Here is a 26167-nt window from a genome sequence, read left to right on the forward strand (position 1 = left end):
CATGAACACCCTTTTAAAAGTTGGATTGATTGCGGGCCTGCTGTTGTCAGGCCCTTCCTTTGCGGCCGAGAACATTACACGTGCCGATCAAATTCCACAGCTGCATGAAGATCCGCAGGATGCGACGGTAAGCGAGCGCGTGACGTCGCGTTTTACCCGTTCTCACTATCGTCAGTTCGATCTTGACGGCGCCTTCTCGGCCAAGATTTTTGACCGCTATCTCAATATGCTCGACTACAGCCACAACGTGTTGCTGGCGTCGGACGTTGCACAGTTTGCCAGCAAGAAGACCCAACTGGGTGATGAGCTGCGTAGCGGTAAGCTGGATATTTTTTACGATCTTTATAATCTGGCGCAAAAACGCCGCTTTGAGCGCTATCAGTATGCGCTTACGGTGCTGGCGCGTCCGATGAACTTTACCGGCAATGACACCATCGATATTGACCGTTCTAAAGCGCCCTGGCCGAAAGACCAGAGTGAGTTGAATGCGCTGTGGGACGCCAAGGTCAAATACGATGAGCTGAGCCTTAAACTCGCCGGTAAAGACGAAAAAGAAATCCGTGAAGTGCTGACCAAACGTTATAACTTTGCCATCCGTCGTCTGGCGCAAAGCAACAGTGAAGATGTATTCCAGCTGGCAATGAACGCTTTTGCCCACGAAATCGATCCGCATACCAACTACCTTTCACCGCGTAATACGGAGCAGTTCAACACCGAAATGAGCCTGTCGCTCGAAGGGATTGGTGCCGTGTTGCAGATGGATGATGACTATACCGTTATCAACTCTATGGTGGCCGGTGGTCCGGCGGCGAAAAGTAAAGCGATCACCGTTGGCGACCGCATCGTCGGCGTCGGTGAGCCTGGCAAGCCAATGGAAGACGTTATCGGCTGGCGCCTGGATGATGTGGTCGCCAAAATCAAAGGGCCGAAAGGCAGCAAGGTTCGCCTTGAGATTCTGCCTGCTGGCAAAGGCACTAAGACCCGTATTGTGACCTTAACGCGTGAGAAAATCCGTCTGGAAGATCGCGCGGTTAAAATGAGCATTCACACTGTCGGTAAAGAAAAAGTCGGCGTGCTCGATATTCCTGGCTTCTACGTTGGCCTGACCGATGATGTCAAAGTGCAGTTGCAGAAGCTGCAAAAGCAGAACGTTGACAGCATCGTCATCGATCTGCGCACCAACGGCGGCGGCGCACTGACCGAGGCGGTTTCGCTTTCTGGCTTGTTTATTCCAAGTGGCCCGGTTGTTCAGGTCCGTGATAACAATGGCCACGTGCGTCAGGATAGCGACAACGACGGCATCGTTTATTACAAAGGCCCGCTGGTGGTGCTGGTTGACCGCTTCAGTGCTTCTGCATCAGAAATTTTTGCAGCGGCAATGCAGGATTATGGTCGTGCGCTGATCGTCGGCGAGCCCACCTTTGGTAAAGGCACCGTTCAACAGTACCGGTCACTGAACCGCATTTACGATCAGATGCTGCGTCCGGAATGGCCTGCGCTGGGTTCGGTGCAGTATACGATTCAGAAGTTTTATCGTATCAATGGCGGCAGTACGCAGCGCAAAGGCGTGACGCCGGACCTGTTGATGCCAACCGGTGTTGAAGCGGCGGAAACGGGCGAGAAGTTCGAGGACAATGCGTTACCGTGGGACAGCATTACGGCCGCGACCTACACCCGCACAGGTGATGTCAAGGCGCTGGCGCCACAGCTGACCAAAGAGCACGATGAGCGCATCGCTAAGGATCGCGAGTTCCAGTACATCATGAAGGACATCGCCCGTTTTAACGCCATGAAAGACAAGCGCAACATTGTGTCGCTCAATCTTGCCCAGCGCGAGAAAGAGAACCACGAGGAAGATGCGCTACGTCTGGAACGCATTAACGCGCGCTATCAGGCTGAAGGTAAAAAGCCGCTGAAGAGCCTTGATGATTTGCCGAAAGACTATAAAGAGCCCGATCCTTATCTGGATGAAACGGTAAAAATTGCCAATGACCTGGCGCAGCTGGAGAAATCCTCACCTGAGGCACCGGCAGCCAAAACTAACTAACGGCATAACCCGGGTTACCCAAGCACCGCCCAGCGCGGTGCTTTTTTTTATCATTAATTTGGCAGTGATAAGCGTCGTTAATGTGTTCGTCTGAGCGGTTTCCGAGAGGTTGCGCGAAAGGTTGTGTCATATTGTAAAGTTATGTCTTTTTAGACACTTAAACGTTAAGGTCGCTTGAAAACCCGCACAATGCTCATAGGATATGTATCCGCGCATGAGCGCATGAACTACTGAGGAAGATTAACCGTTATGATGCGTATTGCTCTTTTCCTGCTGACCAACCTGGCTGTGATGTTGGTATTCGGGCTGATTCTCAGCCTGACAGGAATCCAGTCAAGCAGTGTTCAGGGCCTGATGATAATGGCAGGCTTGTTTGGCTTCGGCGGTGCGTTTGTCTCACTGCTGATGTCGAAGTGGATGGCGCTACGTTCAGTTGGCGGTGAAGTGATTGAGCAACCGCGCAACGAAACTGAGCGCTGGTTAATTGACACGATTGGCCGACAGGCACAGCAGGTCGGTATTGCTATGCCCCAGGTCGCTATCTATCACGCGCCGGATATCAACGCGTTTGCAACCGGTGCGCGCCGTAATGCCTCGCTGGTGGCGGTTTCTACTGGCCTGCTACAAAACATGAGTCGTGATGAAGCTGAGGCGGTGCTGGCGCACGAGGTGGCGCACATTGCGAATGGCGACATGATCACCATGACGCTGATTCAGGGTGTGGTGAACACCTTTGTTATCTTTGTGTCGCGTATCCTGGCACAGATTGCGGCGGGCTTTATGTCCGGCAACCGTGATGGCGAGGAGAGCAGCAACGGAAATCCGCTGGTCTACTTTGCTGTCTCGATGGTGCTTGAACTGGTATTCGGTATTCTGGCCAGCATCATCACGATGTGGTTTTCACGTCATCGTGAATTCCATGCCGATGCCGGCTCGGCCAAACTGGTGGGGCGCGAAAAAATGATTGCGGCTTTGCAGCGTCTGAAAACCAGCTATGAGCCGCAGGAACCCAGCAGCATGATGGCGTTTTGTATTAACGGAAAAGGAAAATCATTTAGCGAACTCTTTATGTCGCATCCACCGTTAGATAAACGAATCGAAGCGCTGCGCAGCGGTGAATACCTGAAGTAACCCTCACGAAAAAGGCGACGGCAACGTCGCCTTTTTTTATCGCTGAACTCAGGCTTTCATTCGTGACAGGCTGAGAAGGGCGGCGACGGTAGAGAATCCTCCCGCTAATAACAGCGAGGCATGGGTTCCGCCATTTCCCATCAGATTGAACATCAGCGCGACCAGCGCCGCGCCGCTGCTCTGGCCCAGTAATCGCGCCGTGCCTAACATACCGCTGGCACCGCCGCTGCGGTTGCGCGGCGCAGCAGTGACGATTGTATGGTTGTTTGGCGACTGAAACAGGCCAAAACCGGCTCCGCACAGCATCATGCGCCAGATAATATCCATGTCGTCAGGTTGGGCAGGCAGCCGGGCCAGCAGGAACAGCCCGCTGGCAAACAGTGCCAGACCAATGCCGCCGAGCAGACCGGCATGGACCCGCTCAATCAGGCGGCCCGCAATGGGTGAAAGCAGCATGGTAGCAAGAGGCCAGGGCGTCAGCAGCAGGCCTGTTGCGACTTCATCGCGACCCAGTACGCTTTGCAGATAAAAAGGCAGAGAGACCATCGCCAGCATTTGTGCACAGAAAGAGCAGACGGAAGTGCAGATCGACAGTGCGAAAATGGGAATACGCAGCAAGTCAACCGGCAGCAGCGGCACCTCCATCCTTAACTGACGACGGATAAAGAAATAACCGACCAGGATGATCACCACAATTTCGCTGGCGATCAGCCAGTGGGGCTGTCCCTGCGCAAATCCCCCCAGAGCCGAAATCAACAGCCCGAAAAAAAGCGCATTCATCACCGCACTGGTGATATCGAACTTCTGGGTTTTTGCCCGTTGTGGGTTATCGGGCAGATAACGCAACGCCAACCAGAGTGTCACTGCACCCAGCGGCAGGTTAATCAGAAATAACCAACGCCAGCTGGCAACAGAAAGAATGGCTGCCGCGACGGTGGGACCGGCAGCGGTTGAGATCGCCACCAGCAGTGCATTGATGGCAATGCCCCGACCCAGATAGCGAGGAGGATAGATAATGCGTATCAGCGCTGTATTAACGCTCATGACCGCAGCACCGCCAAGCCCCTGCAAGACACGCGCAACGGTCAGCATCGTCAGCGTGGATGACAGCGCGCAGAACACCGATGTCGCGGCAAAGACCACCAGGCCGAACTGATAAACGCGGCGGTATCCAACGATATCGCCCAAAAAGGACAGCGACAGCAGTGAAGCCACAATCGCGATCTGATAGGCGTTAATGACCCAGACCGACTGGGCCGGGCTGGCCTGCAGCTCACGTGAAATGGTTGGGAGAGCCACATTGGCAATTGAGCCGTCTAACACCGCCATGATGAGGCCAATGGCGATTGTCAGAATAGCCCAGTACCGTTGTGGCACAGGAAGTCCGCCGTCAGAAGAAGAGAGTGACATAGAGGCTAATATTAAAGAGTGTGAATATCATCATGCTAATCAATTGGCGGACAAAATGCACCGCGCCGGAATGAAAAATATATTTTACAGATGTTACAGACCTTGAAAGTTTGCCGGAGCGAGGCGCCGCAATCTATACTGCAACCCCGTTCCGTTTTTTTTGAAACACGTATTCAAGGTGAGCAATGGTTCCTGATTCAAAGGACAAACAACCTGATTCTGTCTCTTCGGTGCAAAAGGTGTTTGGCATTTTGCAGGCCTTAAGCGAAGAGCGCGATCACGGCATTACCGAACTGGCTCAGCGGCTGATGATGTCTAAAAGCACCGTATACCGTTTCCTGCAAACCATGAAATCACTGGGCTATGTCGCCCAGGAAGGGGAAAGCGAAAAATACTCACTGACGTTAAAACTGTTTGAGGTGGGATCGAAAGCGCTGCAGAACATTGACCTGATCCGCAGTGCCGATGTGCAGATGCGTGAACTGTCCCGGTTAACCAAAGAAACGATCCATCTGGGCGCGCTGGACGAGGACAGTATTGTCTATGTCCATAAGATCGATTCGCTGTATAACCTGCGCATGTCGTCACGTATTGGCCGCCGCAATCCGCTGCACTCAACCGCGCTGGGTAAAGTGTTACTGGCGTGGCGCAGTCGGGAAGACATTAACGACATTTTGCAGCGGATAACCTTTACCATTAATACCGCGAATACGCTTTCTGACGCCGGCGCGCTTATTGACGTCCTGAGTCAGGTCAGGAAGCAGGGTTATGGTGAGGATAATGAAGAGCAGGAAGAGGGCGTTTGCTGCATCGCCGTGCCCATTTTCGATCGTTTCGGCGTGGCCGTCGCGGGGCTGAGTATCTCTTTTCCTACGCTGCGCTTCCCGGCATCGAACAAGCACACTTACGTGGCAATGCTGCATGAGGCGGGACGCCGTCTTTCCGCTGAGCTTGGTTACCACGATTACCCTTTAAACTGAAAAAGCGGGCCGTGGCCCGCTTCAGTGCGATCAGTTATCAATCACGTCGCCACTCTTTTTCAACAGCGGGCAGTCGGTAACGCCCACGACGCCGCTGTCGGTGTGCAGATATTGTGCCGTGATCATGCCCCGTGCGGTCAGGTAGTTACACTTCAGGCCCAGACCTGCGGCATTCTTGTTACTTCCGGCCAGCACGCCATATCCGGTAAACAGCATGGCCAGCCAGATGATTCCCACAACAACAATTGCCCGAATGAACAGTTTCATTGTATCTCCTTATGATACCCAACGCAGTGTTCCAGTGACTGCTGCTTAACATGATGTACAGGGGCAGCATGCCTCGCTTTTAAAAGGGATGCGATCAGAGATAACTGAAAGAAGCAGATTGATACACATCATTTACGTCACCATTATCTTTTACTGCGCCACAGGGTAGAATGGCGGGTCGTCCCCTTTATTGTGATTTCACCTGGTATCTTGAGGCAGTTATGAATGAGTTAGCCGCTAATGCGGGTCCTGTGGTCAGCTTTGGCGTGATGGGAATCGTGCTGATTGTGGCATTGATGCTATGGTTCTATGTTAACCGCGCCAGCGTTCGGGCAAATGAACAGATTGCGTTGCTGGCGTCACTGTTAGAAGAGCAAAAGAAACAAAACGCGCTGCTTAAGCGGCTGATCGAGAGGCAAACGGGTGCCGCCGAGCAAAAAGCGGAAGAGCAGGCGGAAAGCAATGATTTTATTCGCCTGATCCCGGAACGTTAAATCCTGCATGGAGGCCGGATGGCCTGGAAAAATCCCTGGTATGACAGCAGTAAACCCCATCATACGCCGGAGGGGTTTCGCAACCCTGAACCTGATATGCGCCAACAGGGTGACCTGAAGCGCTGGCGTAAGGAACGTAAAGCGCAGGGATTACCGCATCCGCCTCAGCAGGGCTATGATGGTTTTAGGGCGCAGTGGTGGCAACCCGCCGACCTGAGCGGTGACGACGATCGCATCTGGTGGCTGGGCCATGCTGCGCTGCTGTTGCGGCTGAATCAACGCTATATTCTGATTGACCCCGCACTTTCCCGGCGGGCATCGCCATTGCCGTTTCTGGGGCCGGAACGCAAAACTCCTTCGCCGCTGACGATCGACCAGTTGCCACATCTGGATTACGTGCTGATCTCCCACAGCCATTACGATCATCTGGATAAGCCGACCATCAAGCAGATCGTACGCCACTTTCCAGAGGCGGTTTTTGTGGTTCCGCTGGGTCTGGCTGACTGGTGTCAACGCCGTGGCGTGAAGCAGGTACATCAGCTTGACTGGTGGCAGCAGAAAGCCTTCGAGGGTATTCAGTTTCATGCGGTTCCGGCCCGCCACTGGAGTATGCGCACGTTAACTGACCGCAACCGGTCATTGTGGTGCGGCTGGGTCATCCACACCGCGTCGCTGCGCTTTTGGTTCTCGGGGGACAGTGGCTACACTGAAAACCTTCATGCAATTGCCGCGCGTCTCGGGCCGTTTAATCTTGCCGCGCTGCCCGTCGGTGCCTATGAACCCCGCTGGTTTATGGCGGGGCAACATATGGATCCTCAAGATGCGGTGTCGCTCTGGCATGCAATAGGGCAGCCTCTCACGATCCCTGTCCATTGGGGCGTCTTTGAACTTGCTGATGAATCGCTCGATGCGCCCCCGGCAGAATTGCTGCGGGTCTTACAACAACGTGGGGAAGCAAGCAGGCATTTTACGCCCTGGCAGATAGGCGAGAGCCGCAGCCTGAGCTATATCGACCAGGCGTAGTCCGAGGTAATAACCTTTCCTTCTGACGCCACGGGATTCTGGCTGAAATCAATATTCCTTCACGGCCCCCGGCAGGCGTAATTCAAAAAACGCCTGCATGCAAGCTGTAAGTGATTGCGTTAACGCTCAACTTATGATTTTACTGGAAATAAAATTTATATTTGTACGAAATAGAATTTATTGTACAAGCCTGCTGCAATAGTTTACCCGCGCTTCACTTATCGGCTCCTTTATTTGGTGCAACTTTGCCATATTAGTGCAATGTTATTTTTTTAATGTTATCCCTCTGGCTGGACGGCCGAGACGGCGTCAGATATCACCCTGTCTGGGCAGAAAAGCATTATATTATAGGGTTGTTGTGACTATTAGTGGCGTTCAGTACACAGGCTTATGTACCAGAAAGTACATTCTCTGGGAGCTGTCTTGCAAATATGTGAAAAGCGCCGACCGTGTTTATAAAAATGGCTTGCCATTATTTAGCGGATATGTGATAACAATTCGTGGGTTAAACGAGGTACAGTTCTGTTTATGTATGGCATCTTCAGTAAAGAAGTTACGAGTAAAGACGTTGACGTTGAATACCGCTTCCTTGCCGAACTTTAATCAGTGCCTCATTCAGTAATGTCTCTGTTTTATCTGTAGGTTAGCCTCCGGGCAAAATAAACACTTTAAGGAATTAGTAAAATGGCAAAGATTAAAGGTCAGGTTAAGTGGTTCAACGAGTCTAAAGGCTTCGGTTTTATCACTCCAGCTGACGGTAGCAAAGATGTATTCGTACACTTCTCTGCTATTCAGGGCAACGGCTTCAAAACGCTGGCCGAAGGCCAAAACGTTGAGTTCGAAATTCAGGACGGCCAGAAAGGCCCAGCAGCGGTTAACGTTACTGCTATCTGATTTCGCCTCAGACGGGTGCCATGCACCACAGTCTCAGATATTAAAGCCTTGGCCAACTGGCCGAGGCTTTTTTTACGCTTTCGCTATTGTTTCCCGTCAAGTACACTTCCGCGCGTTAATCTTTGCCGGAGCGCCTGATGTCTTTGAACTGCCCACTTTGTCACTTCCCCCTGACCCTGACTGACCGCAGCTGGCGCTGTGAAAATCGCCATCAGTTCGATCAGGCGAAAGAGGGCTACGTCAATTTGCTGCCCGTTCAACATAAAGGTTCACGTGAACCGGGCGACAGTGCAGACATGATGCAGGCGCGACGTGCGTTTCTGCAGGCCGGTCACTACCAGCCATTGCGGGACAACGTGGTTGCCGTCCTTAACCAGCATCTGAACCAACCGGCTGCGCAGATTCTGGATATCGGCTGTGGAGAAGGGTACTACACGGGCGCACTGGCCAGCGAGCTCGCGCCTGAGGGCCAGGTTTATGGTCTGGATGTGGCGAAGATGGCCGTCAGGCTGGCGGCAAAGCGTTACGCCCAGGTTTTATTTTGCGTGGCATCAAGCCACCGCCTGCCGTTTGGTGATGCTTCGCTGGATGCGGTGGTCCGCATTTATGCGCCCTGTAACGAGACTGAGCTCAGCCGGGTCATTAAACCGGGAGGCTTTTTACTCACGGTCACGCCCGGGCCTCATCATCTTCAGCAGCTTAAGGCGCTGATATACCGCGACGTTCAACTCCACGCCTCGGAAGAGAAAAGCTACCAGGGATTTCGTCAACTCGCCCAGCATCGTTTAACGTATCCAATGGCGTTGAGCGGGCAGTCTGCCACCACCTTGTTGCAGATGACGCCCTTTGCCTGGCGCGCGCGACCTGATGTGTGGCAGAGCTTAGCGGAACGTACGCAGTTTCCCTGCGACGCAGACTTTATGATCACCCTGTGGCAACGCGATTAGCGTGCCTCCACCAGGGTCTGGTAAATGCGTTCCAGATCGTCAAGCTGTTGCACGGCGATAAGCAACCGCCGCTGCTCAAGCTGCATCACCAAAATACCGTCCTCGGAAAGATTGATGCTCTGTATCTGTGGATACGTTGTCCATCTGCCGGCATAAAACAGCCCCTGACTTTTCATCAGCAATTTGGGGCGGCGCACCCAGAAAAGCCAGAACGATAAAAAGCACAGCACCATCAAAAGCGTGGTTGTGAGTTTCGGCCCCTGATGGGTCAGATTGTTCCACAACAGAATGAGCAGTAAGCCAATAAAAATCAGGCTGTCTGCTTTGTGTTGGCGTTGGAGCGGGACACGTAAAAGCGCAGGGCCATGACGACGTGGCAGCACGGCTTCAACGTAAATAGCCAATAACAGAAGGGCAGCGATGCAGAGGGCGATTACGATGTCGGTCAATGACATTCTTCTTCCTTTACTGATTAAAGCCGGGCGTGAGTCACGCGACCACAATCTGAAAACATCGGGAGCCGCGGCTCCCGATGTGATGCCGGTTACAGCCCGAGCAAACCAATCCAGTAGCCAAAAATACCGATAGCAAAAAAGCCCACAATGATCCACAGGGCATTGACCTTACGGCGCAGCAGCCACATACAGGCGAAGGTCAGCAGGAGCGGTACGATCCCCGGCATCAGCTGATCCAGAATCGACTGCACGGTTGTCACCGTGGTTTTTCCGGTTTGATCGGTGATGCGTGAAACCACCAACGGAATGTTGACGTGCGTCCACTTATTGACCAGCGCCCCCATGACAAACAGGCCGAGTATGGATGCCCCCTCGGTCAGTTTTTGCAGGAAGCCACCGCCCATATCGCTGACGATATCAATCCCCTTACGGTAACCATAAGCGACGCCGTAATAACGGGTTAACAGACGCGCCAGGTTAAACAGGATAAAGAACAGCAGCGGACCGAGCAGACTGCCGCTCATTGCAATCCCCGCGCCTAATGCCGCAAACACGGGACGAACGGTTCCCCAGAAAATCGGGTCACCAACGCCAGCCAGCGGGCCCATCAGGCCCACTTTGATGCCGTTAATGGCACCGTCATCAATCGCGGCACCGTTGGCGCGCTGCTCTTCCATTGCCATCGTCACGCCCAGTACAGGCGCGGCGACGTAAGGATGTGTATTAAAAAACTCCAGATGGCGTTTGATCGCCTGCTTACGATCGTCATTATTTTCAGGATAAAGACGGCGAATGACCGGCACCATTGAGAAACAGAACCCCAGCGCCTGCATACGTTCAAAGTTCCAGGAGCCCTGAAAGAGGTTTGAGCGTAAAAACACAGCGCGTACGTCACCCGGCGTCAGTTTCTTTTCGACTTTTGTTATATCAACCATGTTGTCACCTGTTCCTTAATCGAGTTCGTTGTCGAGGTCGTTAGCTGACGGCGATGCCGCAGGCGCACCGGCTGCGCGGTTATATTTCGGGCTGAGCTGGATATAGAGCACCGCCATCACCACGCCAATCACGCCCAGTGCCACCAGGTTAAAGCTGGTAAACGCGGCAGTAACGAAACCCAGATAGAAGAACGGCATCAGGTAGCCTGCGCGCATCATGTTGATAACCATGGCATAACCCACCACCACGATCATGCCACCCGCGATGTTCAGGCCGTTGGTGACCACCTCCGGAATAGAGCTGAGCAGGGAGTGAACCGCATCCGTTCCTACCGAGATAGCCACAATCAGTGCCGGAATCGCGATGCGCATGGCCTGGAGCAGTAAGGCGGAAACGTGGATCCATGAAATGGCCGTGAGGTTGCCTTTCTCCGCCGCTTTGTCAGCGGCATGCTGGAAGGCTACGGTCAGCGTACGCACGATGATAGTCAGCACCTGACCGGCTGCCGCCAGCGGGATGGCCAGGGCGATACCGGCACCGACGCTCTGTCCACCGGCAATAACCAGAATGGTGGAGATAATCGAGGCCAGCGCAGCGTCCGGGGCAACCGCAGCACCGATGTTCATCCAGCCTAGCGCAATCATCTCCAGCGTACCGCCGATGATGATGCCCGTTTTCATATCACCCAGCACAATGCCAATCAGCGTACAGGCGACTAACGGACGGTGAAACTGGAACTCATCCAGGATCGAACCCATCCCGGCAATACAGGCAATGATAAAGATTAATACAATTTGAAGTGTGGTTATTTCCATCATACTGCTTGTCCTCTACAGGATAGAAAAAGACGGCTGGCGCGTTATGCGCTCACCTTTGCCACCAGATCCATCATTTTTAGTTTTGGATCGCCCGAAACTTTACGCACCTCAAGTTCGATGTTGCGCGCGTTAAGCTGGCGAAATGCGGCGATATCTTTTTCATCGACCGAGACGGCATTGTTGACCTGGGTTTTACCCTGGCGAAAAGCCATGCCGCCAATGTTAACGCTCTTGATATCAACTCCTTGCTCAACAATCCGCAGGACATCCGTCGGGTTGGTAAACAGCAGCATGACCCGATCCCGGGCATATTTGGGGTTATTCCAGACGCGCACCATCTTATCGACGCCCACCACATGCGCGGTGACGCCCGGCGGTGCCACCTGGGTTAACAGCGTTTTGCGCACGTTGTCGTTGGCCACTTCGTCGCTGACAACGATGATGCGGCTGACGTTGGTTTCCTTGGTCCAGCGTGTAGCGACCTGCCCATGAATCAGGCGGTCGTCGATGCGCGCCAGGCAAATATTCATATGGTCGTCGGGGGTGAGAGGGCGACTGGCATGCGGGGCGCTGGCCGGGGCGGAGGGCGAGGCGGCAACCGCTGCGGGTTTTTCTTCAGGTTGTGCTTTTAAGGCTCTGACGCCTTCGCGACCGGTTTCTACCGCAATGGCCACCAGCTCGTCAAAAGAGGGGTTATCATCCCGCGCCATCAGGGTTTCCACCAACATGGGAATGTTTACCCCGGCGACCACCTCATAATGTGTTTTATCAACGACCAGCCGGCTGGCTGCATTGAAAGGGCTGCCGCCCCAGGTATCAACCAGAAAAAGCACGCCCTGTGAGGTGTCCAGTTCTGTCAGTCTTGCCTGATATTTCTCAATCAGCGTGTCCGCGTTTTCTCCCGGGACAAAATCAATCCATCCCACATTTTCCTGTTCGCCTAAAAGCATCTCTGCCGTTTTTAGCAGCTGCTCCGCTGCCCAGCCGTGTGTACCAATTACAAGAGCAATGGTCACGTGCTACCTCCGTTCGCTTGTTAGTTCCTCAGAACCTGAGGAACCGTTAAGAATTATCGCGTTAACAATATCCAAATCTTGTTAATGTGATTTAACCTGACTTCAACATTGCAGGGATAACTAACTCACTACGTGATGCCGGATTTATTTTAGTGTCCGAAAAAATAAATTTTGTGACATTGGTTGGTTATTTGCAGCATGAAAGAGGGAAGTTGAGTTTTTATGTCACTCAATGCCGTCTGGCGAAAATGTAAAAACAGGAAAATTTTTTGACCTCGTGGTACGAACTGATACATTAGCGATCTGTTTATTATTCAGGAGTAGCGGGCAGCAGCCCACCCTTATGGATCGTCACCGACGTTGCTTAACCTTGTCTTTGCGCTCTTCAGCGCGCCAATTTACGCCAGACCGCGTTTTCTCTGCTTTTCCGGGCTTCTCTCTGTCACGTCCTTCGACGCGGGCATGCGTTAGCGTAATCACATCCTTTTTCTGGAGTCACTAATGGAATTTCTGTTCGACCCCTCAATTTGGGCGGGATTGCTCACGCTCATCGTGCTGGAAATCGTACTCGGCATTGATAACCTGGTCTTTATTGCCATTCTTGCGGATAAGCTGCCTCCTAAGCAGCGTGATAAAGCGCGGTTAATTGGTCTTTCTCTGGCACTGGTGATGCGCCTGGGGCTGTTGTCACTTATCTCCTGGATGGTAACCCTGACGCGCCCTCTGTTCAGCGTGGGGGATTTTAGCTTTGCCGGACGCGATCTGATTTTGCTGGCGGGCGGGATATTCCTGTTGTTTAAGGCCACCATGGAACTGCATGAGCGGCTGGAAAACCGTCAGCTGGAAAACAGCGGTAACCGTAGCTACGCCAGCTTTTGGGCGGTGGTGACCCAGATTGTCATACTGGATGCGGTCTTCTCACTGGATGCCGTGATAACGGCGGTAGGGATGGTGAATAACCTGCCGGTCATGATGACTGCGGTCGTGATTGCGATGGTGGTGATGCTGCTGGCTTCCAAGCCGCTAACCAAATTCGTTAACGCGCATCCTACTGTTGTGGTGCTGTGTCTGAGTTTCCTGTTGATGATCGGCCTGTCACTGGTGGCTGAAGGCTTTGGCTTTCATATTCCAAAAGGCTATCTGTATGCGGCGATTGGTTTCTCGATTCTTATCGAGTTGTTCAATCAGATTGCCCGTCGCAACTTCATTCGTCATCAGTCCCATCGTCCCATGCGTGAGCGCACCGCCGAGGCCATTCTGCGGTTGATGGGTGGACGTAACCGGGTGCAGAGCGCACCTGCGAGCACTGAAGAGCAGGCGATTGCCGTCGCGATGCCGCAGGAAGCGTTTAAAGATGAAGAGCGCTACATGATTAACGGCGTACTGACGCTGGCGTCACGTTCCATCCGCAGCATTATGACACCGCGCGGCGATATCTCGTGGGTGGATGCCAACCGTCCTGTAGATGAAATTCGTATTCAACTTCTGGATACGCCGCACAGCCTGTTCCCGGTGTGTCGGGGGGAACTGGATGAGATCATCGGCGTGGTCAGGGCCAAAGAGCTGCTGGTGGCGCTGGATCACGGCGTTGACGTCGCGACCTTTGCCGCCAGCACACCGACGATTATTGTGCCGGAAACGCTTGACCCAATTAACCTGCTCGGCGTGCTGCGTCGTGCCAAAGGTAGCTTCGTGATCGTGACTAACGAGTTTGGTGTGGTGCAGGGCTTAATTACGCCGCTGGACGTGCTGGAAGCGATTGCCGGTGAATTCCCGGATGAAGATGAAACGCCGGATATCATCATGGATGGCGACGGCTGGTTAGTAAAAGGCGGCACTGACCTGCATTCTCTGCAGCAGCTTCTGGACTTCCATGAGCTGGTGAAGCCGGAGGAAGATCATGCTTCGCTGGCTGGCTTGTTGATTGCGCAAAAAGGGCAGTTACCTAAGCCCGGCGACGTGATCGATATCGAACCGCTGCACTTCCAGATTATTGACGCGACGGAGTACCGCATTGATCTGGTCCGGGTAACCAAAGATCAGCGTGACGACGACGAAGAAGAAGGTTAAGGCCACACCTGAAGATAAAACGCATCACGGAGTGATGCGTTTTTTTTGCGCGGAATAACGCGATGGCACACTTTTATCGCATTACAGGCCGAGGGTAAGCTGGTGCTGACGCAACCATTCCGGGAAGTCCTCCAGCGGCATGGGGCGGGCAAAGTAATAGCCCTGTAAATGTTCCACGCCCCGATCCCTCAGATAGTGGGCCTGTTCCTCGGTTTCAACGCCTTCCGCAACCAGACTGATGTTCAGGCGCTGTGCCAGAGAAATCACCATATCCGTCACGATGGCGTTGATGGCATCTGTGCCAATTGACGCGGTAAAAATTTTATCCAGCTTTAACACGTCCGGCTGCAAATCTTTCAGGTAGGACAACGAGCTGTGCCCGGTGCCGAAATCATCAATCGCCAGACGCACCCCAATGTCGTGCAGTTGAGAAATTACGGCCTGATCGACGACGGGCAGCGCATCACGTTCGGTTAATTCAACAACCAGCGTGGGAACGGGCTCGGCGGGCCACCAAAGCGTTTGCAGGTCTTCCAGAATGGCGCGGTCGCGGAAGTGGCTGGCAGCCACGTTAATGGCAATGTGAAAATGAGGGCTATGCGGAAGGTCGGGTAAGGCTTCGACAACGCGGTTCAGTACAAAGCGGGTTAACGGCTTAATCAGGTTCTGACGCTCAACAAGAGGGATAAAGACGTCAGGCGGAATCCAGCCCTGCCGAGGATTGTGCCAACGCAACAGTAGCTCAATGCCTTCACACTCAGACGTACGGGCATTGATCAACGGCTGGCAGTAAACCATAAACTCCCTGGCCGTAATGCCGTAACTAATCTGCCAGCTCAGACTCATACGATTGGCGGTCGCCAGCCAGACCACGTAGCCAATCAGTAAACTCAGCATCAGCGCCAGCGGCAACTGCGAGGGTAAAGATTCCAGCGCCAGGCGGGAAGGTGACGGACCATAGAGCGTCACGGTGTAAGGATAACGCAGTGAGGCCTCGGTATAGGTGACTTCATCTTCAGAAGGCTGCGTGGACTCAATCAACGGATTACCGTATTCCAGGCTTTTACCGTTGACGTTAAAAATGGCCCGTTCAACCCAGGGCGCCTGCGGCTCCAGCAGGTAGCTGCTCATTAATTCAATATTAATGGCCTGAAGAATGCCAGAACGATTATCCAGCGTTGTTGGCGTCCACAGTAATAAAACGGGTGAACCTTTAAGCAGATACTCATCCGTGGATAACACCATGCGCCGATCGTTAAGGGCCAGTTCGGGGTAGGTCTGACTAAATGAGATGTCCCGGGTGCCAAAAATACTGGAACAGTAGAGCGTGTCCCCATCGACCAACAGAACAGCGCGCACCGTTTGTAGTGACGAAATCTTTTCAATTAATGGAAAACGGGCATCCTGGCAGGGCATACCCACCAGGCCCAGCATGTTGTTCGCTGAGACGTCGAGAGGTGAAAACATGCGATCGAAACGCGTGATCGCCGTGTCGGCAAAGCTGATTGCTCGCTTTTGAATACGTGATTTTTCTTCAAAATAGCGAAAAGCCAGCGTTAATGTAAGAACAATCGAAGCAATCACCAGCGCAATAAGCAATCGCTTACGTCTGTATTGTCCAACATATTGCTGGGCCATGAACATCAAGAATCACCTTCCCAAAACCAGAAAATAGATATAGCTGGGTTGTTATCGGCACGGCCCGAAGCAAATTTAGGACCTGAGCGTAAAATGAAAGGTCATAAAAAAAGGAGAGCGACCCGAAGGTCGCTTTAACATTGTTAATATTTATAGCAGGCAGGGCTGACTAATGCACTGGTTAAAAAGCAGAAAGTTAGAAACAAATCTCAAAAAATATTAGTCACACTGAACTTTTATCGCCAGTCCGCCGCGGGAGGTCTCGCGATATTTGGCATTCATGTCTTTTCCTGTCTCGTACATGGTTTCAATGACCTTATCCAGCGAAACGCGCGGCTCGCTGGTGCGGCGCAGGGCCATACGTGCAGCGTTGATGGCCTTCACGGAGGCAATGGCATTGCGTTCAATGCAGGGCACCTGGACCTGACCCGCCACGGGATCGCAGGTCAGACCCAGATTGTGCTCCATGCCGATCTCCGCAGCGACACAGACCTGCTCTGGACTGGCACCTAACAGTTCCGCCAGACCGGCTGCAGCCATAGAACAGGCAACGCCCACTTCGCCCTGACAGCCCACTTCGGCACCGGAGATAGAGGCATTCATTTTATAAAGAATGCCGATCGCGCCGGAGGCGAGAAAATAGCGAATAAAGATATCGGGCGTGACCGGTTCGATAAAGTGGTCATAGTAGGCCAGCACGGCTGGCACGATGCCGCAGGCTCCGTTGGTTGGTGCGGTGACCACGCGCCCCCCGGCGGCATTCTCTTCATTTACCGCCAGGGCAAACATGTTAATCCAGTCAATAACGACCATGGGATCGTTAGAGTGCTTGGCAGAGGAGATCAGCAGGCGGCGCAGTGACGCGGCGCGGCGCGGCACGCGCAAGGGACCGGGCAGCACGCCTTCGGTATTCAGGCCGCGATCGATACAGGCCTGCATGGTTTGCCAGATTGTTGCGAAATAGGCGTTAATGTCGTCACGCGAATGCAGTGCCAGTTCATTTTTCATCACCAGCCCTGACAGGGAAAGCCCGGTTTCACGGCAGTGCGACAACAACTCTTTTGCCGAGTGGAAAGGCCAGGGAACCGAAACTTCATCCAGCGCAGACTGACCAAAATGCTCTTCATCGACAATGAAGCCGCCGCCAACGGAGTAATAGGTTTTTGACAACACCAGCAGATCGCCCGAAAACGCCAGCAGGCGCAGGCCATTTTCATGCAGAGAAAGGTTCTCGCTGCGGAAGACCATGCCGCCTTCGCGAGGAAAATCGACTTCATGCGCGCCTTTCGCAACCAGCAGACGTTCCCGCTGCTGCACGTCTTTGATAAAGGCAGGAATGGAATCAATGTCTACGCTGTCAGGTGACTCACCCGCCAGGCCCATGATGATAGCGATATCGGTATGGTGACCTTTACCGGTCAATGACAGGGAACCATAGACATCGACGGCGATGCGTGTCACCTCATGCAGTTTGCCCTGTTCAGACAACAGATCCACAAACTGCTTACCCGCTTTCATCGGACCGACCGTATGAGAACTGGATGGGCCAATGCCCACTTTAAACATGTCAAAAACCGAAATCATGGGTGACACTCCTCACAAAAAAAACTTACCCTGCCGTGGCAGTTTATGGCGCTAATAGTAAACGGCGAAGCAGGATGAACGCGCTGCTTTTCGCATGAAATAAACTAATTAAAACCACGAAAAAAAATTATAGTGTGAGATCGCGCGGAAGCCCGTAAACAGTGTTAAAAATGAAAGCTGCGTCAACTAAAACGCAATTTGCTGACTCAGTGAACGAATAATGCCTGCTGTCATGCCCCAGACCAGGTAATCCTGATAGCGCGACAGCCACACAGGATGGCGAATACCGGCGCGGTAGTAGTCAAGCTCTGCGTAGCGGCTGAGGCGCAACGCTTCGGTCAGGGGCATTTCAAAAGTACTCACCACTTCCTCGGGGTTGATGCGCAGCGCGAGGCGGTCCGGGATGATGCCTAACACAGGCGTGACCTGAAATCCTGTGCTGCTGGTCACCGCAGGCAGGCAGCCCAAAACCTCCACCTGAGCGGGTGAAATGCCCACCTCTTCCTGCGCTTCCCGCAAAGCGGTAGCGACCAGCGAACCATCTTCGGGGTCCTGCATGCCACCGGGAAAAGCCACCTGACCGGCGTGCTTACGCAGCCCGTGTGAACGCTGGGTCAGCAGAAGACCGGGCTGCTGACGTGCAACAATGGGAATTAACACCGCCGCATGGCGCCCAGAAAGCGGCTGCGTAGGTTGCTGAGGGGGCTGCAGCAGAAAGCGGGTGCGGAAATCCGCCAGGGTCAACGCCATTCAGGCCCCTTTTTCCAGCGCGGGCAAAATGCGGCTGACCTTATCCAGGGTTTCCTGATATTCCGATTCCAGCTCGCTGTCGGCCACTAAACCGCCGCCAGCCGAACAGTAGAGGTGATGATCTTCGGCAATCAACGTACGAATCGTAATACTGGTGTCCATACGACCACACACACTCAGATATCCGATGCTGCCACACCAGGCGTTACGGCGTTGCGGTTCCAGTTCATCGATAATTTCCATTGCACGAATTTTCGGCGCACCCGTGATCGAACCGCCGGGAAAGCAGGCGCGTAACAGATCGCAGGCCTGCAGATTTTCGGGCAGCGTGGCGCGAACGGTGCTGACCAGATGATGCACGGCCGGAAAGGGCTCCACCACAAACAGTTCGGGTACGCTTACGGAACCGGCCACGGCGACCCGGCCTATATCATTACGCAGCAGATCGACAATCATCAGATTCTCTGCCCGGTCTTTGGCGGACGTCCGCAGACTTTCGGCCTGGGCGGCGTCCTGCACCGGATCGCTGTCACGCGGTCGCGTACCTTTAATCGGGCGGGTCGTAATGACGTGTTGATCCAGCGCCATAAAGCGCTCGGGGGAAAGGCTGAGAATGGCGCTCTCCGGCAGGCGTAAAAAAGCGCTGAAAGGCGCGCGATTAGCCTGATTCAGCAAGCAGAACGCACGCCATTCGTCACCCTGATAACCGGCCTTGAAGCGCTGTGACAGGTTGACCTGATAGCAGTCACCCGCCTGGATATAGGCCTGGACCTTGCGAAAACGTTCCGCGTAGTCATCAACGCTGAGGTTAGCGGACCATTCGCTGGTCAGTGAAAACGGCGCGCTTTCGCGTTTGGGCCAGCCTTCCAGCCAACTAAGCCGCTGCGCAACATCCTCTACAGCAACCAGGGTCAATGTCTGACGATGATGATCGGCAATTAACGCCCAGTTGTAGATGCCCACCGCCATATCCGGCGTCTGCAGATCGGCGGTGGCGATCTGAGGTAACTGCTCAAAGCGCCGTCCCAGGTCATAGCCAAACAGCCCCAGCGCGCCGCCCACAAAGGGTAAATCCGGATGGCGTGTTGGGGGGATGCCCAACGTGTTGCAGTAGTGCTGCACGAGAGAGAGAGGATCGTCCTCACTGTTTTCATGGCCATGTCCATGGCAAATTTCTGTTATCCTGCCACGCGTCGTCAGTGTGGTAAGGGGATCGGCGGTCAGGATATCAAAACGGTTATCGCTGTGATCGGCGTGCCCTGACGACAGCAGCATCGCCCATGGCAGATGCGCAATACGGGAAAAATAGTGCGTAAGGGCGTCAGGAGAATAACGTAGGTTATGAGTTTGAACGTTCATTGAGCACAAAATCTGACATCAGAAATGCCGTTAGACTGACATATTTTTTCCTGACTGGCACCTGTTTGTTCCCCATGAAATAATGGCAGCCCTAAAGCAGGAGTGAAACATGATTACAGGATTACCCGCACTTTCACACGACCAGCAGCAACGCGCGGTAGAACGCATTCAACAGTTAATGGCAGAGGGCATGTCCAGCGGCGAGGCGATAACCCTGGTGGCGCAGGAAATTCGTGAAAGTCACACCGGAGAACTGATTCGGGCGCGCTTCGAAGATGAAGACGACGAAGGCTGACGCCCGGAACCGGGGTTAACGCGCGGCGATAATTTTTATTTCGACTTTATACTTCGGATTCATTAAGGCTGCCTGAACCGTGCAGCGCACCGGGGCATTGCCGGGTGAAACCCAGGCGTCCCAGGCGCGGTTCATTGCCGCAAAATCAGCTTTATCGACCAGAAAAATGGTGGCATCCAGGATTTTGCTTTTGTCACTGCCCACGCGTGTAAGCAGGGCGTCAATCACCGCCAGCGCATTGGCGGTTTGCGCTTCGGCATCCGCATCAAGGTTTTCAGGCACGCTGGTATAATAAATCGTGTCGTTATGAACAACCGCTTCGGACATACGATGTTCGGGATCAATGCGCGTAATGCTCATCATCTTCTCCTTATTTTTTGGACGCCTAGCCTGACATATTCCCGATGCCATTGTCATCCATTGCAAACGCCTGCGGGCGTCGGTCGCGCATCGTGGCCGGAAAAATGGTATAAAACGTCGCTTATCAGTTCAGGACTCCTAGGAAGAAGGCATGGCGAATACGCAATATCTGTTTTGGGTGATGTTTGGCGCACTGGCGCTGCTGTCTGTGGTGGTGTCAACTTTTGTGGGCATGTCGCGTACGGCCAGACAGGGGTTTATCACGCTGGCGGTTTTATGGGTGATCCTGGCGGCGGGTGCGCTTTATATCAGTCATTAGCGGCATTCCCTGCATCCAGCTAGCATAATGGAGACGCCCGCGTCAGCAATTTCCTTAAGGCGGGAAAGACTGACATAATATACAGTGTTTTTTGCCGGAATTGAGAGGATACGTGGCAGACGATTTTGCATCAGATGGCGCGCTGGCAAAGCGTATTACGGGGTTCAAACCGCGTGAAGCACAGCGTGAAATGGCCCAGGCTGTCACCGAGGCCGTGCAGAGCAGCGGTGAGCTGGTTGTTGAAGCGGGCACGGGGACGGGCAAGACCTATGCCTACCTGGCACCAGCGTTACGCGCCAATAAAAAAGTGATTGTGTCCACGGGCTCAAAAGCCCTGCAGGATCAGCTTTATGCTCGCGATTTGCCCACCATCGCTAACGCGCTAAAATTTACCGGTAAAACGGCGCTGCTTAAAGGGCGATCTAACTACCTGTGCCTGGAGCGGATGGATCAGCAGTCTGCCACCGGCGGCGATCTGAGCGTTCAGTCGCTTACCGACCTGGTGACGCTGCGCGCCTGGGCCTCACATACCGTCGACGGCGATATTAGCGCCTGTGCAGACGTGACGGAAGACAGTCCGATATGGCCGCTGGTGACCAGTACCAACGACAACTGTCTGGGAAGCGATTGCCCGCAGTATAAAGCGTGTTTTGTCGTCAAAGCGCGCAAGAAGGCTATGGATGCCGATGTGGTCGTCGTCAATCATCATCTTTTTCTTGCCGATCTGGTGGTGAAAGAGGGGGGCTTCGGTGAGCTGATCCCTGAAGCGGACGTCATGATTTTTGACGAAGCCCATCAGTTACCGGATATCGCCAGCCAGTATTTCGGTCAGCAGATCTCCAGCCGTCAGTTAGCCGATCTGGCGAAAGACATCATTATTGCCTATCGCACCGAAGTGCGTGACGTTCAGCAGCTGCAAAAATCGGCCGACAGGCTGGCTCAGTGCGCTCAGGATTTTCGGCTGGCGCTGGGCGAACCCGGCTATCGCGGAAATCTGCGGGACTTGCTCAGTGATAACAACATCATGCGCATGTTCACGTTGCTCGATGATGCCCTGGAACTCTGCTATGACGTCATTAAACTCTCACTCGGGCGTTCTGCGCTGCTTGATGCGGCCTTTGAACGCGCAGCGCTTTACCGTACGCGACTGAAGCGCATACGATCCATCAGCGAACCGGGATTCAGTTACTGGTATGAATGCACATCGCGTCACTTTGTGCTGGCGCTAACGCCGTTATCCGTGGCCGAACGCTTCCGGGAAATGATGGATGACCGCAAAGCGGCATGGATTTTCACCTCAGCGACCCTGGCCGTCGATGAAAAGATGGACCATTTTGCCGATCGGTTAGGCGTGAGCAAGGCGAAGAGTTTGATTCTCAGTAGCCCGTTTGACTACTCACAGCAGGCATTACTGTGCGTTCCCCGCAATCTGCCGGAACCGAATCGTCCCGGTGGCGCACGCCAGCTGGCTAAAATGATGAAACCCTTGATCGATGCAAACAAAGGCCGCTGCTTCTTCTTATGTACCTCACATCTGATGATGCGTGAGCTGGCGGCCGAGTTCCGCGCCTCCATGACGTTGCCGGTGTTGGTGCAGGGCGAAACCAGTAAAGGGCAGCTGCTGAAACAGTTTATCGAAAAGGGCAATGCCCTGCTGGTGGCTACCAGCAGCTTCTGGGAAGGGGTGGACGTACGTGGCGATGCGCTGTCGCTGGTCATCATCGACAAGCTGCCGTTTACCTCACCGGAGGATCCGCTGTTAAAAGCCCGCATGGAAGACTGCCGTTTGCGGGGAGGCGATCCCTTCAGTGACGTGCAACTGCCCGACGCCGTGATTACGTTGAAACAGGGCGTTGGCCGTTTGATTCGCGATACTGACGATCGTGGCGTGCTGGTGATTTGCGACCAGCGTCTGGTATCCCGGCCTTATGGCGCGCTGTTTCTTAACAGCCTGCCGCCCACTCCACGCACGCGGGATATCGCGCAGGCTATTGCCTTTATTCGTCAGCAACCTGACGCGTAATTTTATGCTAAGATGCGCGCCGTTTTTGAATCCTCTGAGGTCGTTATGTCGGTCCGAATTTTAGCGCTGGATACAGCGACAGAAGCCTGTTCTGCAGCCCTGCTCAACGGGCAGCAGATTGATGCACGCTTTGAGATCGCGCCGCGCGATCACACCCAACGAATTTTACCCTTAGTGGCAGAACTGCTGCAGTCTCAGCAGTTGGAACTAACACAACTTGATGCGCTGGCATTTGGCCGCGGTCCGGGCAGCTTCACCGGCGTGCGTATTGGTATCGGGATCGCTCAGGGGTTGGCACTGGGCGCGGCGTTGCCCATGGCGGGGATCTCTACGCTGGCCACGCTGGCGCAGGGTGCCTGGCGGCTGCACGGTGCCACGCGGGTATTAACCGCGATAGATGCCCGTATGGGCGAAGTCTACTGGGCCGAGTATCAGCGTGATGAGCAGGGTCACTGGCAGGGTGAAGCGAGCGAGAGCGTACTGTCGCCCGCCGCGGCCTTGACGCGGATGCAGGCGCTGGAGGGCGAATGGTTTACTGCCGGAACCGGCTGGCAGGCCTGGCCGGATCTCCAGCAGGGCCATGCTCTTCAGCTGGTTAACAGCCATGTGGAACTGCCTGCGGCAGAAGATATGTTGCCGCTGGCCGTCGCCGCTTTGCAGCAGGGCGCGACGGTATTGCCTGAGAACGCAGAACCCACCTATCTGAGAAACGAGGTGGCCTGGAAAAAACTGCCTGGACGCTGAAACGTGACGCAACTTATTGTTATCGGAGCACTCTAAACAGCAACTTTCAGGAGAATACCCATGTCAATTCGTCGTCACGGTGTTGCCGGTCTGCTACTGGCCTGCGCCCTGGTTTTAAGTGGTTGTGTTTCAGTGCCGGATAATATTAAGGGCAATTCCGCCATGCCCCAGCAGGACTTATTGCGGGTGATGAAAGATCCGGCCATCTATGTCGGTCAGGAATCGCGCTTTGGCGGCAAGGTGGTTAACGTATTCAACCGTAACGGCAAAACCCGGCTGGAAATAGCAACGCAGCCGCTGGATGAGGGCGCGCGTCCCGTACTAGGCGCCAGCTCTGTGGGTCGCATCTATGCCGACATTCCCGGCTTTGTCGATCCGACGGATGTCAAAGATCAGTACGTTACGGTGCTCGGTACGATTAAGGGCACGGAGCAGGGCAAAATTGGCGAGGCCACCTATCAGTTTGTGGTCATCGACGTTCGTGGCTATCAGCGCTGGCATCTGACGCGCCAGATTGTTGCGCCTCCGCAGCCCATTGACCCGTGGATTTGGTATGGCCCGACGCGCCATCGTGGTGGCTACTGGGGACCTAACCCGTACTGGGGAATGTATAACAGCGGGCCCGCACAGGTTGAAACTATCCTGACACAGTAAGCATTACCTGTTTTATTCAGCCCGGTAGCGGTGCTCGCTGCCGGGCTTTTTATTTGTATTGTCTGCAAAGACGAAATTTAGTGATGGACTTCGCAACCTCAACATGACAAGAAGAGCAAACTGGTACAATCAGTTAAAATATTGTTAACAAATGCGATTGTCGAGGCGGCGATGAGTACACAACAAGATTATCGGGGTGAATCCTTGAATAAGGTTTGGCTAAAACGCTACCCGGCAGACGTCCCTGCCGAAATTAATGCTGATCGTTACCGCTCTCTGGTTGATCTGTTTGAGCAGGCCGTTGCACGTTACGCCGGGCAACCTGCTTTTTACAACATGGGTCAAAAGATGACCTATCGCCAACTGGACGAAAAAAGTCGGGCCTTTGCCGCCTATCTGCAACATGAGTTGAAACTGAAACAGGGCGACCGTGTTGCCCTGATGATGCCTAATCTGCTGCAATATCCGGTTGCGCTCTTTGGCGTTTTGCGGGCCGGAATGGTCGTGGTCAACGTCAACCCACTCTATACGCCGCGCGAATTAAAACACCAACTTAATGACAGCGGTGCCAGCGCGATCGTTATTGTCTCTAACTTTGCGCATACGTTAGAAAAAGTCGTCAGCGAGACCGCGATCAAACACGTTGTTCTGACCCGCATGGGCGACCAGCTTGCACCGGTCAAAGCCACCCTTGTGAACTTTGTGGTGAAGTATGTGAAGCGACTGGTACCAAAGTACCATTTGCCGGGGGCGATAGCGTTTCGCCACGTACTGGAAGCCGGAGAGAAAATGCCGTATCAGCGCCCGGATGTCAGTAATGAGGATCTGGCGTTTCTGCAATACACGGGCGGCACGACAGGCGTGGCGAAAGGTGCCATGCTGACGCACCGGAATATGCAGGCAAACCTTGAACAGACGAAAGCCACCTACGGCAAGCTGTTACGGGATGGCAAGGAGTGCGTTGTCACAGCGTTACCGCTTTACCATATCTTTGCGCTGACCGTTAACGGCTTGCTGTTTGTTGAGCTGGGTGGGCAGAATCTGCTGATCACCAATCCGCGTGATATTCCCGGTTTTGTTAAAGAGATCGCCAAATATCCGTTTACCGCCATTACCGGCGTGAATACGTTGTTCAACGCGCTGCTTAATGACGATGGCTTTACCAAACTCGATTTTTCTACCCTGCGCCTCTCTGCCGGGGGCGGCATGGCGGTTCAAAAGGCGGTCGCTGAGCGCTGGGAAAAACTCACCGGCCACTATTTACTGGAAGGCTACGGTCTGACCGAGTGCTCTCCGCTGGTCTCCGTCAATCCTTATGACATCAGCTGCCACACGGGCAGTATTGGCTTACCGGTGCCCTCTACGGACGTGATCATTCTGGATGAAAACGGCAATGAAGTGCCAACCGGAGAGCCCGGCGAATTGTGTATCCGGGGTCCGCAGGTGATGCATGGCTACTGGCAGCATCCGGAGGCCACGGCAGAAGTCCTGAAAAATGGCTGGCTCCACAGCGGGGATATTGTTACCGTTGACCACGAAGGATTTATCCGTATCGTGGACCGCAAAAAGGATATGATTCTGGTGTCAGGTTTCAACGTCTATCCGAATGAAATTGAAGACGTTCTGATGCAGCATCCCAAAGTGCGCGAAGCGGCTGCGATTGGCGTGCCCAGCGAACTGTCGGGCGAGGCGGTGAAGGTCTGTGTTGTGAAGAAAGATCCCTCGCTGACCAAAGAAGAGCTGCTCGATCACTGTCGTCGTCAGCTCACCGGCTACAAAGTGCCGAAAATCGTTGAGTTCCGCGATGAACTACCCAAAACGAATGTAGGAAAAATTCTGCGTCGTGAACTGCGCGACGAGGTGAAAACCCAAGCGGGTTGATTCACCGTCAGGATTCAGGTTGAACGCCGGCTCTGTCCGGCGTTTTTATTGCTTTTAACATGGAGCACCGCA

Annotated in this window: 25 protein-coding genes and 1 pseudogene; 15 read left to right on the top strand and 11 right to left on the bottom strand. The window is 53.8% G+C overall.

The window, feature by feature from the left end:
* Position 1: 1 nt before the first annotated feature.
* Positions 2 to 2047, top strand: a complete 2046-nt coding sequence (prc, locus tag PAGR_RS09940) for a carboxy terminal-processing peptidase (RefSeq protein WP_014605697.1) — start codon at positions 2 to 4, stop codon at positions 2045 to 2047.
* 249 nt (positions 2048 to 2296) lie between these two features.
* Entirely contained in the window at positions 2297 to 3178 is an 882-nt protein-coding gene (gene htpX, locus PAGR_RS09945; RefSeq protein ID WP_013026033.1) for a protease HtpX, read from the top strand.
* 48 nt (positions 3179 to 3226) lie between these two features.
* On the opposite strand, the gene PAGR_RS09950 is transcribed toward htpX, so the two are convergent.
* Positions 3227 to 4588 (bottom strand): MFS transporter, encoded by a 1362-nt coding sequence (locus tag PAGR_RS09950; protein ID WP_013026032.1) that lies wholly within the window; start codon positions 4586 to 4588, stop codon positions 3227 to 3229.
* A gap of 185 nt (positions 4589 to 4773) precedes the next feature.
* Between PAGR_RS09950 and kdgR the strand changes: the two genes are divergently transcribed.
* Complete coding sequence (kdgR, locus tag PAGR_RS09955; protein WP_013026031.1) at positions 4774 to 5568, top strand: DNA-binding transcriptional regulator KdgR; 795 nt, start codon at positions 4774 to 4776, stop codon at positions 5566 to 5568.
* Positions 5569 to 5598: 30 nt separating this feature from the next.
* Here the strand turns inward: kdgR and PAGR_RS09960 are convergent, their stop codons facing one another.
* On the bottom strand, positions 5599 to 5835 hold the full coding sequence (locus PAGR_RS09960; protein ID WP_013026030.1) for a YobH family protein: 237 nt from the start codon (positions 5833 to 5835) through the stop codon (positions 5599 to 5601).
* A 221-nt stretch (positions 5836 to 6056) separates the two neighbouring features.
* Between PAGR_RS09960 and PAGR_RS09965 the strand changes: the two genes are divergently transcribed.
* From PAGR_RS09965 to rlmA, 5 genes and pseudogenes are all read left to right on the top strand, one after another.
* Positions 6057 to 6329, top strand: a complete 273-nt coding sequence (locus tag PAGR_RS09965; RefSeq protein WP_044042541.1) for a YebO family protein — start codon at positions 6057 to 6059, stop codon at positions 6327 to 6329.
* Positions 6330 to 6347: 18 nt separating this feature from the next.
* Positions 6348 to 7352, top strand: a complete 1005-nt coding sequence (locus PAGR_RS09970; protein ID WP_014605699.1) for an MBL fold metallo-hydrolase — start codon at positions 6348 to 6350, stop codon at positions 7350 to 7352.
* Between the two features lie 528 nt (positions 7353 to 7880).
* Positions 7881 to 7999, top strand: a pseudogene (locus PAGR_RS23675) (DUF2627 domain-containing protein).
* A gap of 37 nt (positions 8000 to 8036) precedes the next feature.
* Entirely contained in the window at positions 8037 to 8246 is a 210-nt protein-coding gene (gene cspE / locus PAGR_RS09975) for a transcription antiterminator/RNA stability regulator CspE (RefSeq protein ID WP_001062678.1), read from the top strand.
* Between the two features lie 137 nt (positions 8247 to 8383).
* Positions 8384 to 9193, top strand: coding sequence for a 23S rRNA (guanine(745)-N(1))-methyltransferase (gene rlmA / locus PAGR_RS09980; RefSeq protein WP_014605700.1), 810 nt, complete (start codon positions 8384 to 8386; stop codon positions 9191 to 9193).
* Here rlmA and PAGR_RS09985 read toward each other — a convergent pair.
* The 4 genes from PAGR_RS09985 to manX form a co-directional block, all read right to left on the bottom strand.
* Entirely contained in the window at positions 9190 to 9648 is a 459-nt protein-coding gene (locus PAGR_RS09985; protein ID WP_014593854.1) for a DUF986 family protein, read from the bottom strand. The two genes, rlmA and PAGR_RS09985, sit on opposite strands and share 4 nt — an antisense overlap.
* Positions 9649 to 9737: 89 nt before the next feature.
* Positions 9738 to 10583, bottom strand: a complete 846-nt coding sequence (locus PAGR_RS09990) for a PTS mannose transporter subunit IID (protein WP_013026024.1) — start codon at positions 10581 to 10583, stop codon at positions 9738 to 9740.
* Between the two features lie 15 nt (positions 10584 to 10598).
* Positions 10599 to 11399: a PTS mannose/fructose/sorbose transporter subunit IIC gene (locus tag PAGR_RS09995; protein ID WP_026020938.1), complete on the bottom strand. Its 801-nt coding sequence runs from the start codon at positions 11397 to 11399 to the stop codon at positions 10599 to 10601.
* Positions 11400 to 11443: 44 nt separating this feature from the next.
* On the bottom strand, positions 11444 to 12418 hold the full coding sequence (manX, locus tag PAGR_RS10000) for a PTS mannose transporter subunit IIAB (RefSeq protein ID WP_014605701.1): 975 nt from the start codon (positions 12416 to 12418) through the stop codon (positions 11444 to 11446).
* A 501-nt stretch (positions 12419 to 12919) separates the two neighbouring features.
* On the opposite strand from manX, the gene PAGR_RS10005 reads away from it, so the two are divergent.
* Positions 12920 to 14488, top strand: coding sequence for a TerC family protein (locus PAGR_RS10005; protein ID WP_014593852.1), 1569 nt, complete (start codon positions 12920 to 12922; stop codon positions 14486 to 14488).
* An 81-nt stretch (positions 14489 to 14569) separates the two neighbouring features.
* Here the strand turns inward: PAGR_RS10005 and pdeD are convergent, their stop codons facing one another.
* The 4 genes from pdeD to pabB all read right to left on the bottom strand — a co-directional run bounded on the left by pdeD (position 14570) and on the right by pabB (position 19819).
* On the bottom strand, positions 14570 to 16132 hold the full coding sequence (gene pdeD, locus PAGR_RS10010) for a cyclic di-3',5'-guanosine monophosphate phosphodiesterase PdeD (protein ID WP_014593851.1): 1563 nt from the start codon (positions 16130 to 16132) through the stop codon (positions 14570 to 14572).
* 213 nt (positions 16133 to 16345) lie between these two features.
* Positions 16346 to 17710, bottom strand: coding sequence for an L-serine ammonia-lyase (locus PAGR_RS10015; RefSeq protein ID WP_014593850.1), 1365 nt, complete (start codon positions 17708 to 17710; stop codon positions 16346 to 16348).
* Positions 17711 to 17896: 186 nt separating this feature from the next.
* Positions 17897 to 18460 (bottom strand): CoA pyrophosphatase, encoded by a 564-nt coding sequence (locus PAGR_RS10020; protein WP_014605703.1) that lies wholly within the window; start codon positions 18458 to 18460, stop codon positions 17897 to 17899.
* Positions 18461 to 19819: an aminodeoxychorismate synthase component 1 gene (gene pabB, locus PAGR_RS10025; RefSeq protein WP_014605704.1), complete on the bottom strand. Its 1359-nt coding sequence runs from the start codon at positions 19817 to 19819 to the stop codon at positions 18461 to 18463.
* 109 nt (positions 19820 to 19928) lie between these two features.
* Between pabB and PAGR_RS10030 the strand changes: the two genes are divergently transcribed.
* Entirely contained in the window at positions 19929 to 20114 is a 186-nt protein-coding gene (locus PAGR_RS10030) for a YoaH family protein (protein ID WP_013026016.1), read from the top strand.
* Between the two features lie 15 nt (positions 20115 to 20129).
* On the opposite strand, the gene PAGR_RS10035 is transcribed toward PAGR_RS10030, so the two are convergent.
* Positions 20130 to 20474: a RidA family protein gene (locus PAGR_RS10035; RefSeq protein ID WP_014605705.1), complete on the bottom strand. Its 345-nt coding sequence runs from the start codon at positions 20472 to 20474 to the stop codon at positions 20130 to 20132.
* Between the two features lie 151 nt (positions 20475 to 20625).
* On the opposite strand from PAGR_RS10035, the gene PAGR_RS23980 reads away from it, so the two are divergent.
* From PAGR_RS23980 to fadD, 5 genes are all read left to right on the top strand, one after another.
* Positions 20626 to 20793 carry a hypothetical protein gene (locus PAGR_RS23980; protein WP_013026014.1) on the top strand — a complete coding sequence of 56 codons (168 nt, stop codon included), beginning with the start codon at positions 20626 to 20628 and terminating at the stop codon, positions 20791 to 20793.
* A gap of 112 nt (positions 20794 to 20905) precedes the next feature.
* Complete coding sequence (gene yoaA, locus PAGR_RS10040; protein WP_014605706.1) at positions 20906 to 22816, top strand: DNA repair helicase YoaA; 1911 nt, start codon at positions 20906 to 20908, stop codon at positions 22814 to 22816.
* A 45-nt stretch (positions 22817 to 22861) separates the two neighbouring features.
* On the top strand, positions 22862 to 23560 hold the full coding sequence (tsaB, locus tag PAGR_RS10045; protein WP_015700197.1) for a tRNA (adenosine(37)-N6)-threonylcarbamoyltransferase complex dimerization subunit type 1 TsaB: 699 nt from the start codon (positions 22862 to 22864) through the stop codon (positions 23558 to 23560).
* Positions 23561 to 23620: 60 nt separating this feature from the next.
* Positions 23621 to 24214, top strand: coding sequence for a Slp/YeaY family lipoprotein (locus tag PAGR_RS10050; RefSeq protein ID WP_013026011.1), 594 nt, complete (start codon positions 23621 to 23623; stop codon positions 24212 to 24214).
* Positions 24215 to 24418: 204 nt separating this feature from the next.
* A complete protein-coding gene (gene fadD, locus PAGR_RS10055; RefSeq protein WP_141118334.1) occupies positions 24419 to 26095 on the top strand; it encodes a long-chain-fatty-acid--CoA ligase FadD in 1677 nt (558 codons plus the stop codon).
* Positions 26096 to 26167 lie beyond the last annotated feature (72 nt).

This window comes from Pantoea ananatis PA13, assembly GCF_000233595.1.
In the GTDB taxonomy this organism is placed as follows: Bacteria; Pseudomonadota; Gammaproteobacteria; order Enterobacterales; family Enterobacteriaceae; genus Pantoea; species Pantoea ananatis.

Bases quoted from the DNA above. Each gene is read 5' to 3' on its own strand.
- prc (WP_014605697.1), top strand. From the start codon at position 2: ATGAACACCCTTTTAAAAGTTGGATTGATTGCGGGCCTGCTGTTGTCA.
- htpX (WP_013026033.1), top strand. From the start codon at position 2,297: ATGATGCGTATTGCTCTTTTCCTGCTGACCAACCTGGCTGTGATGTTG.
- PAGR_RS09950 (WP_013026032.1), bottom strand. From the start codon at position 4,588: ATGTCACTCTCTTCTTCTGACGGCGGACTTCCTGTGCCACAACGGTAC.
- kdgR (WP_013026031.1), top strand. From the start codon at position 4,774: ATGGTTCCTGATTCAAAGGACAAACAACCTGATTCTGTCTCTTCGGTG.
- PAGR_RS09960 (WP_013026030.1), bottom strand. From the start codon at position 5,835: ATGAAACTGTTCATTCGGGCAATTGTTGTTGTGGGAATCATCTGGCTG.
- PAGR_RS09965 (WP_044042541.1), top strand. From the start codon at position 6,057: ATGAATGAGTTAGCCGCTAATGCGGGTCCTGTGGTCAGCTTTGGCGTG.
- PAGR_RS09970 (WP_014605699.1), top strand. From the start codon at position 6,348: ATGGCCTGGAAAAATCCCTGGTATGACAGCAGTAAACCCCATCATACG.
- cspE (WP_001062678.1), top strand. From the start codon at position 8,037: ATGGCAAAGATTAAAGGTCAGGTTAAGTGGTTCAACGAGTCTAAAGGC.
- rlmA (WP_014605700.1), top strand. From the start codon at position 8,384: ATGTCTTTGAACTGCCCACTTTGTCACTTCCCCCTGACCCTGACTGAC.
- PAGR_RS09985 (WP_014593854.1), bottom strand. From the start codon at position 9,648: ATGTCATTGACCGACATCGTAATCGCCCTCTGCATCGCTGCCCTTCTG.
- PAGR_RS09990 (WP_013026024.1), bottom strand. From the start codon at position 10,583: ATGGTTGATATAACAAAAGTCGAAAAGAAACTGACGCCGGGTGACGTA.
- PAGR_RS09995 (WP_026020938.1), bottom strand. From the start codon at position 11,399: ATGGAAATAACCACACTTCAAATTGTATTAATCTTTATCATTGCCTGT.
- PAGR_RS10005 (WP_014593852.1), top strand. From the start codon at position 12,920: ATGGAATTTCTGTTCGACCCCTCAATTTGGGCGGGATTGCTCACGCTC.
- pdeD (WP_014593851.1), bottom strand. From the start codon at position 16,132: ATGTTCATGGCCCAGCAATATGTTGGACAATACAGACGTAAGCGATTG.
- PAGR_RS10015 (WP_014593850.1), bottom strand. From the start codon at position 17,710: ATGATTTCGGTTTTTGACATGTTTAAAGTGGGCATTGGCCCATCCAGT.
- PAGR_RS10020 (WP_014605703.1), bottom strand. From the start codon at position 18,460: ATGGCGTTGACCCTGGCGGATTTCCGCACCCGCTTTCTGCTGCAGCCC.
- pabB (WP_014605704.1), bottom strand. From the start codon at position 19,819: ATGAACGTTCAAACTCATAACCTACGTTATTCTCCTGACGCCCTTACG.
- PAGR_RS10030 (WP_013026016.1), top strand. From the start codon at position 19,929: ATGATTACAGGATTACCCGCACTTTCACACGACCAGCAGCAACGCGCG.
- PAGR_RS10035 (WP_014605705.1), bottom strand. From the start codon at position 20,474: ATGAGCATTACGCGCATTGATCCCGAACATCGTATGTCCGAAGCGGTT.
- PAGR_RS23980 (WP_013026014.1), top strand. From the start codon at position 20,626: ATGGCGAATACGCAATATCTGTTTTGGGTGATGTTTGGCGCACTGGCG.
- tsaB (WP_015700197.1), top strand. From the start codon at position 22,862: ATGTCGGTCCGAATTTTAGCGCTGGATACAGCGACAGAAGCCTGTTCT.
- PAGR_RS10050 (WP_013026011.1), top strand. From the start codon at position 23,621: ATGTCAATTCGTCGTCACGGTGTTGCCGGTCTGCTACTGGCCTGCGCC.